Below are 14,414 nucleotides of genomic sequence, written 5' to 3'. Positions count from 1 at the left end.
GGCGGCGGCCTAGCCGAGGCTGACGCCCCGCAGCAGCGCCGGATCCACGCTTCGGGCCCGGTAGCGGACCGAGGCCTGACCATAGGCCTTGGGATCGAGCGCCTGGTCCCAGCGGCTGGCGGCTACCTCCTGGACCGGTGCGACCTCGGTTTGCGCGACCTTGGGCTGCGGCACGGCCTGGGCGCGTCTTTCGTTGATCTCGGCGGCCATGGCGGTATAGCTGGCGGTGCTGAGCAGGGCGAGTGCGGCCATCTTGTTGAAGACGTTCATGGTGGATTCTCCTGTCTTGAACATGGGGGCTGGCGTCACCGCGCAAAGGCGGTCCGGCGTCAGTCACGGTGCTACCTTGCGCCCTGGCGTCTTAACGCTGTCTTAACCCCTCTGAACCCGACCTGAACGGCTGCGACAACCTGCCCCAGGCGATGGCCACTGGCCAATTGATCTGGATCAGTTTTGCCCAGGGCCAGCAGGCGCATCCTGCATGCAGCCGCCACTCCGCCCTGGAGGGGCGCCACGGCTCGCGAGGTCGCCATGAACGGACGCCTGGTCAAAGAACTCTTGGTCATCCTGCTGATCAAGCTGGCGCTGCTGATGGTGATCAAGAGCCTCTGGTTCAGCGCCCCCACGGTTCCGCCCGACGCCACCCAGGCGGTCAGCGCCCACCTGCTGGACTAGTACCCCTTCCTTTAGCTTGAGGAGATTGCCGGGATGATCTCGGAATCCGTCGTGGACCTGTCACGCCTGCAATTCGGCATGACCGCGCTGTATCACTTCATCTTCGTGCCCCTGACCCTGGGGCTGGTGGTGATCCTGGGAATCATGGAATCGGTCTATGTGATGACCGGCCGCCAGGTCTACAAGGACATGACCAAGTTCTGGGGCAAGCTGTTCGGCATCAACTTCGCCCTGGGCGTCACCACCGGCCTGACCATGGAGTTCCAGTTCGGCACCAACTGGGCCTACTACTCCCACTATGTCGGCGACATCTTCGGCGCGCCCCTGGCCATCGAGGGCCTGATGGCCTTCTTCCTCGAATCCACCCTGATCGGGCTGTTCTTCTTTGGCTGGGACCGCCTGTCCAAGGGCCAGCACCTGCTGGTGACCTGGCTGGTGGCGCTGGGCTCGAACCTCTCCGCCCTGTGGATCCTGGTGGCCAATGGCTGGATGCAGAACCCGGTCGGCGCCGAGTTCAACTACGTGACCATGCGCATGGAGCTGGCCGACTTCGGCGCCCTGCTGCTCAACCCCGTGGCCCAGGTGAAGTTCGTCCACACCGTGGCCTCGGGCTATGTCACCGGCGCCATCTTCGTGCTGGCGATCTCCAGCTACTACCTGCTCAAGGGTCGCGACATCGGCTTCGCCCGGCGCTCCTTCGCCGTGGCCGCCGCCTTCGGTACCGCCGCGGTCATCTCGGTGATCGTGCTGGGTGACGAATCCGGCTATCGCGTGGGCGAGGTCCAGAAGGTCAAGCTGGCCGCCATCGAAGCCGAGTGGAACACCGAGGAAGCCCCGGCCTCCTTCACCCTGTTCGGCATCCCCAATCAACAGGAGATGCGCACCGACTACGCGGTGAAGATCCCCTATCTGATGGGCCTGATCGCCACCCGCTCCACCACCGAACAGGTCACCGGCATCAAGGATCTGGTCAGCCAATACGAGGCCCGCGTCCGCAACGGCGCCCAGGCTTACGCCCTGCTGGAGCGACTGCGCGCCGGCGACGACTCCGCCGCCACCCGCGCCGCCTTCGACGCCCACAAGCAGGACCTGGGCTATGGCCTGCTGTTGAAGAAATACGTCAACGATCCCGCCACGGCCACTCCCGAGCAGGTCCGGCAGGCCGCGCGGGACACCATCCCTGGGGTCGCCAGCCTGTTCTGGACCTTCCGCATCATGGTCGCCAGTGGCGTGCTGATGCTGGCGCTGTTCATCTGCGCCTTCTGGGCCTCGACCCGGCGCAACGAGCTCAAGAAGCCCTGGCTGCTGAAGTGGGCCCTGTTCAGCCTGCCGCTGCCCTGGATCGCCACCCAGACCGGCTGGTGGGTGGCCGAGCATGGTCGCCAGCCCTGGACCATCAGCGAGGTCCTGCCCACCCACCTGTCGGCCTCGACCCTGGCTCCGGCCGATCTGTGGGGCTCGATCGGCGCCCTGGTGACCTTCTACACCCTGCTCCTGATCGTGGAGATGTACCTGATGATCCGCTTCGCCCGCCTCGGCCCGAGCAGCCTGTACACCGGCCGCTACTTCCACGAACGGGCTGCCCAGGTCGGCGACGCCCTGCGCCAGGCCGCCACCGCCAAGCCCGTCGCACCGGCCAACGCCTGAGGAGACTGTCATGTTCGACTACGAAGTGCTCAAGCTCACCTGGTGGGTGCTGATCGGCGTCCTGCTGATCGGCTTCGCCCTCACCGACGGCTTCGACATGGGCGCCATGATCCTGATGCCCCTGATCGGCAAGACCGACAAGGAACGCCGCGCCGCCATCAACAGCATCGCGCCCCACTGGGACGGCAACCAGGTCTGGTTCATCACCGCCGGTGGCGCCCTCTTCGCCGCCTGGCCGATGGTCTATGCCACCGCCTTCTCCGGGCTCTACTGGGCCCTGCTGCTGGTGCTCTTCGCCCTGTTCCTGCGCCCGGTGGGCTTCGACTACCGCAGCAAGCTCGACAACACCCGCTGGCGCAACGCCTGGGACTGGGGCCTGTTCACCGGTAGCCTGGTGCCGGCCCTGGTGTTCGGCGTGGCCTTCGGCAACCTCTTCCAGGGCGTGCCCTTCCAGCTCGACGACACCCTGAGATCCACCTACAGCGGCAGCTTCTTCGCTCTGCTCAACCCCTTCGCCCTGCTCAGCGGCGCGGTCAGCCTGGCCATGCTCTGCGCCCATGGCGGCAGCTGGCTGATGCTGCGTACCCACCACGCCCTGGGCGAGCGCGCCCGACGTGCCACCGGCCTGTGCGCCCTGCTCCACCTCGTCACCTTCGGTCTGGCCGGTGTCTGGCTGGCCTACGGCTTCGACGGCTACGTGCTGGTCAGCCAGGGCGATCCGGGCAGCGCCTTGAATCCGCTGCACAAGGTGGTGACCGCCGGCAATCCGGGCTGGTTGGCCAACTACCATACCCAGCCGCTGACCCTGCTCGCCCCGGTGCTGGCCGCGCTCGGCAGCGTCCTGGCCCTGCTCGGCAGCAGCTGGCGGCAGGCCGGCCTGGCCTTCACCGGTACGTCCCTGGCCATCGTCGGCACCCTCGCCACCGCCGGCTGCGCGCTGTTTCCCTTCGTGCTGCCGTCGAGCCTGGACCCGGCTTCCAGCCTGACCATCTGGGACGCCGTCTCCAGCCACAAGACGCTGGGCATCATGTTCGTCGCCGCCGCCATTTTCGTGCCGCTCATCCTGGCCTACACCCTGTGGAGCTACGTGCGCATGTGGGGCAAGGTCGACGACCGCTTCATCGACGCCAACCCCCACGGCCTCTACTGATCACCGATCTCAAGGAGACTCCTTCATGTGGTACTTCACCTGGATCCTTGGTGTCCTGCTCGCCGCGAGCTTCGGCATCATCAACGCCCTCTGGCTGGAAAGTACCCGGGAGCTGGACGTCCATGACGATGCCGAGTGCTGAGGCCCTGCCCCGCGTCCACCCACTAGGACGGACGCTGTCCCTGCTGCTGGCGGCGCCCCTGGCGCTGCTGCTGATGATTCACCCGGGCTTGATGCTCGATGCCAGCGGGCATTACAGCCATCCGCTGCTGATGGGAGTGATGCTGGGCGTCTCCGCCGGCCTGGTCCACGGCGTCGGTTTCGTGCCGCGGCTCTGGCTGTGGCGCCTGGTGTTCGGGCCGCTGGTGGGCTGGCCGTTGCTGGGGCTGGGTTACGCCCTGCTCATCAGAGCGCAGCTCGGCTGACGGAGCCTGACAATAGCGCCCGGACTTCCCGGGCGCCTTCTTCATCAGCCGCCGTACCGCCTGGCCGCGCTACTCGCGCCGCCTCACTCCCGTCGATGAATAATCTGACTATCAAGGTTCGTCTGCGGGTGCCGACATAACCGGAATCGATCTTGCCCGTGCCGGCTCCTCGCTTGCCGCCGGCGTACCCGCTGAACGCCTCAGAGAATGCCACGATGCTCAGGAATGCCCCCCTCAGTACCAAACTCCTGCTGATCCTGCTCCTGCCCCTGGCCGGCTTCCTGGTGATCTCGGGTCTCTACACCGCCGATCGCTACGAAACGCTCAAGAACATGGAGCACACCGTGACCGCCAGTGCCACGGCCGAGCGCGTCAGTGCCTTGGTCACCAGCCTGCAGCGCGAGCGCGGTGCCAGCGGCGTGTTCCTCGGCAGTGGCGGCAAGTCGATGCAGGACAAGCTCAAGACCTTCCGCGAAGACAGCGATAAGGCCCAGAAGGACCTAAGTGCGTTGGCAACCGGTAACGACGCCGCCATCCAGACTGCCATGCGCGCCCTGGACAGCCTGCGTGACCTGCGCAGCAAGGTCGATGGCCTGGCGCTCAACAGCACCCAATCCGGCACGGCCTACACCGACCTGATCAAGGCACTGATCGGCTACACCCATGCCCTCGAAGCGGGTGTCGATGATCCTGAGATCCTGCGCGCCCTGGGCGCCCTCAATCTCTTCGTCGAGATGAAGGAACGCGCCGGGCGCGAGCGCGTACTGCTGGGCCTGGCCTTCAACCAGAATCGCTTCGATGCCGGCCTGCTGTCGCGCTTCGCCCGCAACCTGGGCGAATTCTCCGCCTACGCCGACGCCTTCCAGCGCAAGGCCACGCCTGAATTCATCCGTCAGCTCGACGACACCTTCAAGCAGCCCAGCGCCATGGAAGTCAGCCGCCTGCAACAGCTGGCCTTCACCGTCCCCCTCGGCGATGCCCTGGGCATCAAGCCGGAGGACTGGTTCAACCTGGCCACCCAGCGTATCGACCTGATGGGCAAGGTGGAGGCGGACCTGGGTGCCAGTGTCGGCGCCCAGGCCGAACAGGCCCGTGCCAAGGCCAGCCGCGATCTCTGGATCACCCTCGGCCTGGTACTGCTGGTGCTGGTAGCCGTTTCGGCGCTGGCCTGGGTGATCATCCGCAACATCAAGCAGGCGGTCGAGCAGGTCAACGGCACCCTCACCCGCCTGGCCACCCGCGACCTCACCGCCCGCTGCGCCTACCAGGGCAAGGACGAGTTCGGCACCATCACCGGTAATCTCAACCTGATGAGCCAGGAGCTGGGTCAGGTGATCCAGGAGATCGGCGCCGCCACCGTGCAGGTCGCCACCGCCGCCGAAGAAGCCTCGGCGGTCGCCATCCAGACCAGCCAGAACGTCGCCCAGCAGCGCCTGGGCACTGACCAGGTCGCCACCGCTATCGCCGAGATGAGCGCCACGGTCAAGGACGTCGCCCGCAGCACCACCGAAGCCGCCGAAGGCTCGCGGCAGGTCGAGGCCAACACCAGCCAGGGTCGTCGTGAATTGCAGGCCACCATCGGCCTGGTGCAGGGCCTGTCGGTACAGGCCGAGCGGACCTCGGAGATCATCGCCGAGCTCAAACAGGAAAGCGACGCCATCTCCTCGGTGCTGGACGTGATCCGCGGCATCGCCGAGCAGACCAACCTGCTGGCCCTCAACGCCGCCATCGAGGCCGCGCGCGCCGGCGAAGCCGGGCGTGGCTTCGCCGTGGTGGCCGACGAGGTACGCTCCCTGGCGCAGAAGACCCAGCAATCCACCGGCAGCATCCAGCAGATGATCAGCCATCTGCAGAGCGGCTCCGACCGTGCCACCCAGGCCATGCAGGAGACCCTCAGCCAGGTGCAGACCGGTGCCAGCAACGTGGTCCGCGCCGGCGAGCTGCTCGGCGAGATCGCCGAGGGCGTCACCCTCATCAACGACCGCAACATCCAGGTCGCTTCGGCCGCCGAACAGCAGAGCCAAGTCGCCGAAGAGATCAGCCGCAACGTCAACGACATCAACGATCTGGTGATCCAGGTCAGCGCTGGCGCCGAGCAGACCGCCGTCACCAGTCGAGAACTGGCGCGCCTGGCCGAGCAGCAGCAAGGCCTGGTGGGGCGCTTCCGGGTGGCGTGATCCACGGGCCGGAAACAGTCGCATGCGGCTTGCCATCCGCCTCTGTACGGTTGGAAAGCCGTCACTCTGGATGGCAACGCCGGCGATCGCTCCACTAGACTAGGGAGGGTTGTCACGTCTTAGGACCTGGCAGCGGGAACCGGCCAACCGAGGACCGGCCGCCAGACTATCCGGGAATGCCATGGACGCCTTCGCCCTCTATGTGCTGCTGAGCAGTCTCACCATCGCCAGTCCCGGTCCGGGCGTCCTGCTGACCATCAACAACGCCCTGCTCCTGCAGCTGCGGGGCGCCCTGCCGGGCATCCTCGGCGTGGTACTGGGCATGCTGGTGGTGGCCAGCCTGGCCAGCACCGCGCTCGGCGCCCTGGTCAGCGCCTCGCCCAGGGCGCTGCTGGGCCTGCAGCTGATCGGTGCGATCTACCTGGGGTGGCTGGGCGTGAGTCGGCTGCGCGCCCCTTCGCCCCAGGGCCAGGTCACCGATCATGCTCAACGAACAGCCAGCGCGGGAAGACGCCTCCTGCAAGGGCTGCTGGTGTCCATCACCAATCCCAAGCTGATCGTCTTCTTCATGGCGCTCTTTCCGCCCTTCATCCAGACCAGTCGGCCCGTGCTGCCGCAGATGTTGCTGCTGGTGACGACCTTCTGCGTCCTGAGCCTCGTCATTCATTGCAGCTATGCGGGCATCGCGACGGCGCTGAGTACCCGCCTGAGCACAGGCACCAGGCTTGCGCGCCTGAACCAGATCGCTGGCGCGATCTTTCTGTTGTTCGCGATACTGCTGCTGGGCGCGAGCCTGGGCTCACTCCTCAGCGAACACGGCGCGCGGGCCTGAGGATGACTCGTCCGTCCCCTGCAACTGTCCTCTCCTGAGCGCCGCGAAACGCGCCTGGGACAGCGGCCGCTGCAGGTGAAAGCCCTGGGCCTGATCGCACTTGAGATCGGCGATGCGCGCCAGCTGGCCAGCGGTCTCGATGCCCTCCGCCACCACCGTGAGCGAGAGCGCCCGTCCCATGCTGACGATGGCCTCGACGATGGCCGCGTTGCTTTCGCTCACCTCGATGTTGGAGACGAAGCTGCGGTCGATCTTCAGGCAATCGAAGGGATAGGTGCGCAGATAGCTCAGCGAGGAATAGCCGGTGCCGAAATCGTCCATCGACAGCCGCACGCCCAGATCCTTGAGTTTCTTCATCAACTCCAGCGCGCCGTCGGCATCGTCCAGCAGCACGTTCTCGGTCAGCTCCAGCTCGACCCGCTCGGGTGCTATGCCGGTGCATTCGAGGACCGTGCGGATCCGCGCCACCAGGTCGTCGCGTTGGAACTCCAGCGGCGACAGGTTGATGGACACGATCAAATCCGGCGCCCAGGCCACCGCCTGGCTGCAGGCTTCCCGCAGGACCCAGTCGCTAAGGCCCAGGATCAGACCGGTCTCCTCCGCCACCCCGATGAACTGCGCCGGTGCCAACCGACCCCGGGTCGGATGGTTCCAGCGCACCAGCGCCTCGGCGCCCAGCAGTCGCTGGCTGCTGGCATCGAAGCGCGGCTGGAAATCCAGCTCGAACTCCAGCCGCTGCAACCCCTGGCGTAATTCGGTTTCCAGCTGGCGCCGCTCCAGGATGCGCTGGTTCATGCTGGGCTCATAGAACCTCATAGTATTGCGTCCCGCCGCCTTGGCTTCGTACAGGGCGATGTCCGCGTAGCGCAGCAGATCCTCGGCGCTGTGGCCGTCCTGGGGTGCCGTGGCGATGCCGATGCTCGCGCCGATGTTGATGTCATGCTCGTCGATGCGGATGGTACGGCCGATGCCGTCCAGGATCCGGCTACAGAGCACGCTGACCTGCTCGGCGCTCTGGCAGCCATTCACGGCAACCACGAATTCGTCGCCCCCGATGCGGGCGACCAGATCATCCTCCCGCACACTGGCGCGCAATTCCCGGGAGACCTGGCAGAGCACCTTGTCACCGGCCCCGTGGCCGAGGGAATCGTTGACCGGCTTGAAGCGGTCCAGGTCGAGGGTCAGCAGATGCAGCGGCTGGCCGGCGTTGACGCCCTCCGCGAAGCGCTGCGCCAGGTAGCGGTGCAGCTGATGACGGTTGGCCAGCCCGGTGAGGGCGTCGTGCTGGCTGATGTGTTCGATGCGCGCCTTGGCCTCGATCTCCTCGGTGACATCGCACACGGTGCCGCGAAAGCCCGCCAGCAGACCACCGGTGACGATGGCCTGAGCCGAGAGCTGGCAGAATCTGAGCTTGCCCTGGGCGTCATGCATCTCGCACCGCAGGGGCCGACGCACGCGACCGGCCGCCAAGGGGGTCCTGGCTACCTCGTCGACCTGGCTTGGCGGATAGTCGAGCAATTCGTGCAGGGGGCGTCCCAGCCAGTCCTCGCGGCTGAAGCCGGTGACGGCGACGAAACGCTCGGAGAGATAGACCAGCTGCTGCTCGGCGTCGGCCTCCCAGATCCAGTCGGACGAGGCCTCTGAGACCGTCCGAAAGCGTTGCTCGCTGTGCCTCAGGGCATCCTCGGCCAGGTCGGTCTGGCGGGCGGCCAGGGCGATCCGGCGGCGCAGGTACCAGACCAGCAGCAAGGCCAGGCCGCACATCAGCGCCAGCAGCGGCAGGAACTGCGCCAGCAGCCGATGGCCCATGCCATGGACGGTCCAGTTGAAGGTCACCGCGATCCCGGGATCGGACCTTACCACCAGCGTTGGCCGCTGTCCGATGGTGGGCAGCTCACCCGGCTGTGCGGTCAGCCCGTGCAATTCAAAGGCCTGCCCGAGTTGCGCGAGCTTGTCCGGCGTCAGGATGTCGACGAACACCATGTAGGACAGCCGCTTGAAGTCCTGGTAGGTGGCATCCGGACGGATGACCGCGACCATGACACTGGCTGGCTTGCCGTCGACCAGGAAATAGCCCTGGGCATAGCCATCCTTGGACGAGCGCTCGCGGGCCAGCGCCAGCAGCCTGGCCTGATCATCACCCAGCCAGGTCTCCAGCTGCATCTTGCTCCGTCCGCCGCCGACCACCGCATAGCGTGTGATGCCGTTGGGCGCCAGGATGAAGGCGCCATTCACGCCATAGTCGCTGTAGAGCGAGGGCCCGACGTTGTCTTCTTCATAGGCCCAGTTCACGTCGACCTTGTTGCTGGTCCGTGCATAGGCCTCCATCCAGAACGAATAGTCAGTCAAGACCCGACCGAGTTTGTCCTGGCGCGTTTCCAGCGCCCGCTGGGCGTCCGCCTCGCTGTGCTCGCGCTGCTGCGCGTCGATGCGCGCGCACAGGTCGAACAGCATCCACCCCGCCAGGGTAAAGATGAGCGTGACCAGCGCGAAGAAACCAAGGGAAGCCTGACGGGCGACACGGTTGAGTTGGGTAGGCAAGGCAGTGACCTGTCGGAGCGGGTTGGTCGAGGGTACCGACGGCTGACGGCCTGGCCGTAATCGTCTGCCTATATATCGGCAACGGCGCCAATGGCTTGAAGCCGTCGCCTAAAGATTCTGCAAAGGGCCGGCTCAGACGGGCTCGTTTTGCACCGTCACTGGGCAGCCGCCTTCCCCGTGCGCCGGGACGGCGCAGCCACACCCTTACCGCTTGCTCAAAAACGACAGGGATGGTCCGCTCGCCCGGACGATTGTTGACCTAATGGTCAGCTTTACCCACCATCGAATTATCCGAACCCAGGTGGAGAGCGGCCGTGATCAGGTTTCTGCTGGACCAGGAGCTGCGCGTCGAAGAGCAGCTCGACCCCAACCTCACCGTGCTCCAATACCTGCGCGAGCGCAGCGGCAAGACCGGCACCAAGGAAGGCTGCGCCTCGGGCGACTGTGGTGCCTGCACCGTGGTGCTGGCCGAACCCGACGGCGAGCGGTTGCGCTATCGCACGGTCAACAGCTGCCTGACCTTTGTCGCGGCGCTGGACGGCCGGCAACTGATCAGTGTGGAGGACCTGAAGCATCAGGGTCGCCTGCATCAGGTGCAACAGGCCATGGTCGACTGCCACGGCTCCCAGTGCGGCTACTGCACCCCGGGCTTCGTCATGTCGCTGTTTGCCTTGCAGAAAAACGTGGAATCAGCGGACAGCGCCGCCACCCACGAAGCCCTGGCCGGCAATCTCTGCCGCTGCACCGGCTACCGGCCGATCCTGGCCGCCGCCGAACAGGCCTGCACCCAGCGCCAGCCGGATCAGTTCGATGCCCGGGAGCAGCAGACCCTGGCGCGCCTTAAGGCCCTCGCCCCGGTAGCCGAGACCCGGCTCGACGGTGCCGGGCGGCGCTGCCACAGCCCCACGACCCTGAGCGAACTGGCGCGCCTTTACCAGGCCCATCCCGAGGCGCGACTGCTGGCCGGCGGCACCGATCTCGCGCTCGAAGTGACCCAGCAGCATCGCCGCCTGAAAACCCTGATCTACCTGGGCAACATCCCCGAACTGCGCGGCGTGACCGTTCGCGCGGACGGCATCGAGATCGGCGCGGCCACCCCGCTCGCCGATTGCGCCGCCGCCCTGGCCGCCGACTACCCGGACTTCGGCATCCTGCTGCAGCGCTTCGCCTCCTTGCAGATCCGCAACCAGGGCACCCTGGGCGGCAACATCGGCAATGCCTCGCCCATTGGCGACAGCCCGCCGCTGCTGCTGGCACTAGGGGCACGCCTGCTGCTGCGCCAGGGCGAACGGCTGCGCGAATTGCCCCTGGACGATTTCTTTCTGGACTACCGCAAGACGGCCCTGGAGCCGGGCGAATTCATCCAGGCGGTGCGGGTGCCGCGCGCCCATGAGGGGCTGGTCTTCCGCGCCTTCAAGGTGTCCAAGCGCCTGGACGACGACATTTCCGCGGTCTGCGCCGCCTTCGCGCTGGAACTGCAGCAGGATCGCATCGCCACCGTGCGCATCGCCTATGGCGGCATGGCGGCCACGCCCAAGCGAGCCAGTCACTGTGAGCAGGCCCTGCTGGGCCAGCCGTGGACCAGCGACAGCATCGAGCGCGCCATCCAGGCCCTGGCGGAGGACTTCGCGCCGCTGTCTGATTTCCGTGCCAGCCGCGAATACCGCCTGCTGACGGCGCAGAATCTGCTGCGCAAATGTCATCTGGAGACCACCCAGCCCGCGCTCGCTACGAGGGTCACCGCCCATGTCTAGCACCCTCCCCGTCCGTACCCCCGAGGAAATGGCCGCCGCCTTCGCTGCCGGCCTGGCCACCGGCGTCGGCAAGCCGCTCAAGCACGAGAGTGCCGACAAGCATGTCAGCGGCGAAGCCGTCTACATCGACGATCGCCTGGAATTCCCCAACCAGCTGCACGTCTATGCGCGGATGAGCGAGCACGCCCACGCGCGCATCCTGCGTATCGATCTCGCGCCCTGTTACCAGATCCCCGGGGTGGCCCTGGCCATCACCGCCGCCGACGTGCCCGGCCAACTGGACATCGGCGCCGTGCTGCCGGGTGATCCGCTGCTGGCCGATGGCAAGGTGCAGTACCTGGGCCAGCCGGTACTGGCGGTGGCCGCTACCAGCCTGGACGCCGCCCGCCGCGCCGCCCAGGCCGCCCTCATCGAATACGAACCGCTGGAAGCCATCCTCGATGTCAGGGAGGCGCTGAGGCGCGAGCACTTCATCTCACCCAGCCACAGTCATAAGCTCGGCGATGCCGCCGCCGCGCTCGCCGCCGCGCCCCATCGTCTGCAGGGCGAGCTGGCCATCGGCGGCCAGGAGCACTTCTATCTGGAAACCCAGGTGGCCTCGGTGCTACCCACCGAAGACGGCGGCATGCTGGTCTATTCCTCCACCCAGAATCCCACCGAGGTACAGAAGCAGGTGGCCGAGGTGCTGGGCGTCTCCATGAACAGGGTCACCGTCGACATGAGACGCATGGGCGGCGGCTTTGGCGGCAAGGAGAGCCAGGCCGGGATGCCTGCGGCGCTCTGCGCGGTATTTGCCCGTCTTACCGGGCGCCCGGTGAAGATGCGCCTGCCGCGCTTTGAAGACATGCATATGACCGGCAAGCGCCACCCCTTCCATGTCGAATACGACGTTGGCTTCGATGACGACGGGCGCCTGCTGGGCATCCGCTTCGAGCTGGCGGGCAACTGCGGGTATTCGCCGGATCTGTCCAACGCCATCATCGACCGCGCCATGTTCCATGCCGACAATGCCTACTTTCTCGGCAACGCCCAGATCACTGGCCACCGATGCAAGACCCATTTGGCGTCCAACACCGCCTACCGCGGCTTTGGCGGGCCCCAGGGCATGCTGGCCATCGAGAACGTCATGGACGCCATCGCCCGCCACCGTGGCCTGGATCCGCTGGAGGTGCGGCGGCGCAACTACTACGGCAAGGAGACGCGCCATGTCACCCACTACCACCAGGTAGTGGAAGACAATCTGCTCGAAGAGATGACCGCGGACCTGGCGGCCAGTAGCGACTACCAGGCCAGACGCGAAGCCATCCAGGCCTTCAACCGGGCCAACCCGGTGCTGAAGAAGGGCCTGGCGCTGACCCCGGTCAAGTTCGGCATCTCCTTCACCTCCTCCTTCCTCAACCAGGGCGGTGCCCTGGTCAACGTCTACACCGATGGCAGCATCCACCTGAACCACGGTGGCACCGAGATGGGCCAGGGCCTGAACACCAAGGTCGCCCAGGTGGTGGCCGAGGTCTTCCAGGTCGACATCGGTCGCATCCAGATCACCGCCACCAATACCGACAAGGTACCCAACACCTCACCCACGGCGGCTTCCAGCGGTACCGACCTCAACGGCAAGGCCGCCCAGAACGCGGCCCAGACCATCAAGGACCGGCTGATCGATTTCGCCAGCCGGCACTTCCACGTCGGCTCTGAAGAGGTGGAATTCCGCAACGGCCACGTCAGGGTCCGCGAGCGGCTGCTGAGCTTCGAGGAGCTGATCCAACTGGCCTACGTCGGCCAGGTATCGCTCTCCAGTACCGGCTACTACCGCACGCCCAAGATCCACTACGACCGCGACCAGGCCCGTGGCCGGCCCTTCTACTACTACGCGTTCGGCGCCGCCTGCTCCGAGGTGGTGATCGACACCCTCACCGGTGAATACCGGCTGCTGCGCACCGATATCCTCCACGACGTCGGCGCCTCCCTGAATCCGGCCATCGACATCGGCCAGGTGGAAGGCGGTTTCGTCCAGGGCCTGGGCTGGCTGACCATGGAAGAACTGGTGTGGAACGACGCTGGCAAGCTGCTCACCGCTGGCCCGTCCACCTACAAGATCCCGGCGGTGAGCGACGTACCGCCCGACCTTCGGGTGCGGCTGGTGGAGAATCGCAAGAATCCCGAGGCGACGGTGTTCCATTCCAAGGCCGTGGGCGAGCCGCCCTTCATGCTCGGCATCTCGGTGTGGTGCGCCCTGCAGGATGCCGTGGCCAGCGTGGCCGACTATCGCTTCCATCCGGCACTGGACGCCCCGGCCACCCCCGAACGGGTACTCTGGGGCGTGGAGCGGATGCGGCGCCTGGCCGCCGAAGCCCAGACAGCCTCGGCCATCACCACGGAGGAGCCGGCATGAACACGAGACGTGGCTGGTTGGCCATCCTGGCCGACTTCGAGGCGCGAGGCGAACCCTGCGTACTGGTCACCGTGGCCGATGAGCAGGGCTCCACGCCGCGCGACGCCGGGACCAAGATGCTGGTGGGCCGGGAGGAACAGCACCTGACCATCGGCGGTGGCCACCTGGAATACCGAGCGGTGGAGATCGCCCGGGAGATGCTCGCCGCCGGTACCCGCCAGCCGCACCTGGAGCGGTTCTCCCTGGCCGCCAGCCTCGGCCAGTGCTGCGGTGGCGTCACCACCCTGCTGTTCGAACCCCAGCTGGCCCAGGATGTACCGGTGATCGTCTTTGGTGCCGGCCATGTCGCCCGCGCCCTGGTGCCCCTGCTGGCCGGCCTGCCCTGCGCCGTGCGCTGGGTCGATTCACGGGCCCAGGAATTTCCCGCCGTGCTCCCCGCCGGCGTGGAGAAGATCCTGACCGACGAGCCACTCGACGAGATCGCGCGGATGCCGGCGGGTGCCTACTACATCGTCATGACCCATAATCACCCCCTGGACCTGGAGTTGACCGACGCCATCCTCGCTCGCGGCGACCATGGCTACTTCGGGCTGATCGGCTCCCGGACCAAGTGGGCCAAGTTCCGCCACCGCCTCGCGGCCCGCGGCCACGGCGCCGAACACCTCGCCACGGTGCGCTGCCCGCTGGGCCTGCCCGAGGTCAAGGGCAAGCTGCCGCTGGAGATCGCCATCGCCGTGGCCGGCGAGGTCATCGCCCACTACGGGCGCCCGACCCAACAGGCAGATCAGCCGCTGCGGCTGGTCACCGCCACCCCAAGCTAG

General features: G+C 66.6%; 12 protein-coding genes. 10 read left to right on the top strand and 2 right to left on the bottom strand.

All coding sequences use genetic code 11. The features are described 5' to 3' along the window. Positions 1-9: 9 nt before the first annotated feature. Positions 10-270 (bottom strand): hypothetical protein, encoded by a 261-nt coding sequence (locus ACUCV0_RS09095; protein ID WP_313647257.1) that lies wholly within the window; start codon positions 268-270, stop codon positions 10-12. A gap of 261 nt (positions 271-531) precedes the next feature. Between ACUCV0_RS09095 and cydP the strand changes: the two genes are divergently transcribed. The 7 genes from cydP to ACUCV0_RS09060 all read left to right on the top strand — a co-directional run bounded on the left by cydP (position 532) and on the right by ACUCV0_RS09060 (position 6,906). Further along, positions 532-675, top strand: a complete 144-nt coding sequence (cydP, locus tag ACUCV0_RS09090; RefSeq protein WP_017641416.1) for a cytochrome oxidase putative small subunit CydP — start codon at positions 532-534, stop codon at positions 673-675. A gap of 33 nt (positions 676-708) precedes the next feature. Beyond that, positions 709-2,322 (top strand): cytochrome ubiquinol oxidase subunit I, encoded by a 1,614-nt coding sequence (locus tag ACUCV0_RS09085; protein ID WP_313647256.1) that lies wholly within the window; start codon positions 709-711, stop codon positions 2,320-2,322. Positions 2,323-2,332: 10 nt separating this feature from the next. Then, complete coding sequence (cydB, locus tag ACUCV0_RS09080) at positions 2,333-3,472, top strand: cytochrome d ubiquinol oxidase subunit II (protein WP_271655228.1); 1,140 nt, start codon at positions 2,333-2,335, stop codon at positions 3,470-3,472. Between the two features lie 25 nt (positions 3,473-3,497). Beyond that, positions 3,498-3,614, top strand: coding sequence for a cytochrome bd-I oxidase subunit CydX (gene cydX / locus ACUCV0_RS09075; protein ID WP_007158843.1), 117 nt, complete (start codon positions 3,498-3,500; stop codon positions 3,612-3,614). Further along, on the top strand, positions 3,601-3,897 hold the full coding sequence (locus ACUCV0_RS09070; protein ID WP_059315294.1) for a cyd operon YbgE family protein: 297 nt from the start codon (positions 3,601-3,603) through the stop codon (positions 3,895-3,897). The genes cydX and ACUCV0_RS09070 overlap by 14 nt, the downstream gene beginning before the upstream one ends. A 215-nt stretch (positions 3,898-4,112) precedes the next feature. After that, the gene (locus tag ACUCV0_RS09065) at positions 4,113-6,074 is read left to right on the top strand and encodes a nitrate- and nitrite sensing domain-containing protein (RefSeq protein WP_313647255.1); all 1,962 of its coding nucleotides are present in this window, start codon (positions 4,113-4,115) and stop codon (positions 6,072-6,074) included. Between the two features lie 181 nt (positions 6,075-6,255). Next, a complete protein-coding gene (locus tag ACUCV0_RS09060) occupies positions 6,256-6,906 on the top strand; it encodes a LysE family translocator (RefSeq protein WP_482212519.1) in 651 nt (216 codons plus the stop codon). Here ACUCV0_RS09060 and ACUCV0_RS09055 read toward each other — a convergent pair. Then, a complete protein-coding gene (locus ACUCV0_RS09055; RefSeq protein WP_313647253.1) occupies positions 6,874-9,447 on the bottom strand; it encodes an EAL domain-containing protein in 2,574 nt (857 codons plus the stop codon). The two genes, ACUCV0_RS09060 and ACUCV0_RS09055, sit on opposite strands and share 33 nt — an antisense overlap. A gap of 314 nt (positions 9,448-9,761) precedes the next feature. Between ACUCV0_RS09055 and xdhA the strand changes: the two genes are divergently transcribed. From xdhA to xdhC, 3 genes are read left to right on the top strand one after another with little or no spacing between them, the layout of a single operon-like run. Beyond that, positions 9,762-11,201: a xanthine dehydrogenase small subunit gene (xdhA, locus tag ACUCV0_RS09050; protein ID WP_482212518.1), complete on the top strand. Its 1,440-nt coding sequence runs from the start codon at positions 9,762-9,764 to the stop codon at positions 11,199-11,201. Continuing rightward, positions 11,194-13,593: a xanthine dehydrogenase molybdopterin binding subunit gene (xdhB, locus tag ACUCV0_RS09045; RefSeq protein WP_313647251.1), complete on the top strand. Its 2,400-nt coding sequence runs from the start codon at positions 11,194-11,196 to the stop codon at positions 13,591-13,593. Before xdhA ends, xdhB begins: the two co-directional genes overlap by 8 nt. Continuing rightward, a complete protein-coding gene (gene xdhC / locus ACUCV0_RS09040; protein ID WP_271655233.1) occupies positions 13,590-14,414 on the top strand; it encodes a xanthine dehydrogenase accessory protein XdhC in 825 nt (274 codons plus the stop codon). Before xdhB ends, xdhC begins: the two co-directional genes overlap by 4 nt.

The sequence above is a fragment of the Pseudomonas sp. VMV1 genome (genome assembly GCF_056790235.1).
This window is presented reverse-complemented; position numbering and strand designations above follow the sequence as displayed.

Excerpts from the sequence above, each read along its gene's own strand:
- cydB (WP_271655228.1), top strand. The coding sequence starts at position 2,333 with ATGTTCGACTACGAAGTGCTCAAGCTCACCTGGTGGGTGCTGATCGGC.
- cydX (WP_007158843.1), top strand. The coding sequence starts at position 3,498 with ATGTGGTACTTCACCTGGATCCTTGGTGTCCTGCTCGCCGCGAGCTTC.
- ACUCV0_RS09085 (WP_313647256.1), top strand. The coding sequence starts at position 709 with ATGATCTCGGAATCCGTCGTGGACCTGTCACGCCTGCAATTCGGCATG.
- ACUCV0_RS09065 (WP_313647255.1), top strand. The coding sequence starts at position 4,113 with ATGCTCAGGAATGCCCCCCTCAGTACCAAACTCCTGCTGATCCTGCTC.
- xdhC (WP_271655233.1), top strand. The coding sequence starts at position 13,590 with ATGAACACGAGACGTGGCTGGTTGGCCATCCTGGCCGACTTCGAGGCG.
- xdhB (WP_313647251.1), top strand. The coding sequence starts at position 11,194 with ATGTCTAGCACCCTCCCCGTCCGTACCCCCGAGGAAATGGCCGCCGCC.
- ACUCV0_RS09060 (WP_482212519.1), top strand. The coding sequence starts at position 6,256 with ATGGACGCCTTCGCCCTCTATGTGCTGCTGAGCAGTCTCACCATCGCC.
- cydP (WP_017641416.1), top strand. The coding sequence starts at position 532 with ATGAACGGACGCCTGGTCAAAGAACTCTTGGTCATCCTGCTGATCAAG.
- ACUCV0_RS09070 (WP_059315294.1), top strand. The coding sequence starts at position 3,601 with ATGCCGAGTGCTGAGGCCCTGCCCCGCGTCCACCCACTAGGACGGACG.
- ACUCV0_RS09095 (WP_313647257.1), bottom strand. The coding sequence starts at position 270 with ATGAACGTCTTCAACAAGATGGCCGCACTCGCCCTGCTCAGCACCGCC.